Origin of the sequence: Snodgrassella sp. M0110, from assembly GCF_016101465.1 — a bacterium.
In the GTDB taxonomy this organism is placed as follows: Bacteria; Pseudomonadota; Gammaproteobacteria; order Burkholderiales; family Neisseriaceae; genus Snodgrassella; species Snodgrassella alvi.
On record NZ_JACFQM010000028.1, the window covers coordinates 1 to 725 of the forward strand.

Sequence of the window (725 nt, forward strand, 5' to 3'; positions counted from 1 at the left end):
TTATGATGCCAGTCATGCAACCGGTACTGCACAAAAAATTACCAATGTAGCCCAAGGTAGTCTGGCAGCAGACTCAAGTGATGTAGTAACAGGCGCCCAGCTGTTTAATACCAATAATAGTGTAAGCACTCTGTCTGATAATGTTGATAGTAAGATGAATTCAATTTCTTCATCAACATCGGCCAGTGTGGGTAGCCTTTCTAGCGCACTGGGTCAGTTTGCCAATGAGAAAATCAATAGTCTGTCTACTACTTTTGAGGATAAACTGAGTACAACCAATTCCAGCGTAGCATCATTGCAGCACAATGCATTGTTATGGAATAACGACATTGACGGTGGCGCATATGATGCTACTCACGATGGAAAAGCGCAGCGCATTACAAATGTACTGGCTGGAAATCTTGCAGCCGGTTCAAGTGATGTGGTTACCGGTGGCCAGCTATTCACGACTAATAGTCATCTTGGTACTTTGTCTGATAGCGTTAGTTCAGGTTTTAACTCTTTGTCAACTTCATTAGAAGATTTACAAAATAAAAGTCCGAATGGATTGGTCAGTCAGCTGGAACAGACTAATCAGAGTCTGAGCAGTCTGTCTGTATCAGCATCAAGCAGTCTGACTGGGGCTGACTCTCATGTAAAAACATTACAGCAGAATGCGCTGCAATGGAATAGCAATATATCTGCTTATGATGCCAGTCATGCAACCGGTACTGCACAAAAAATTA

General features: G+C 42.5%; 1 pseudogene. It reads left to right on the forward strand.

Annotated elements, in window-relative coordinates:
* Positions 1–725, forward strand: a pseudogene (locus H3T84_RS11960) (hypothetical protein); the annotation flags it as partial.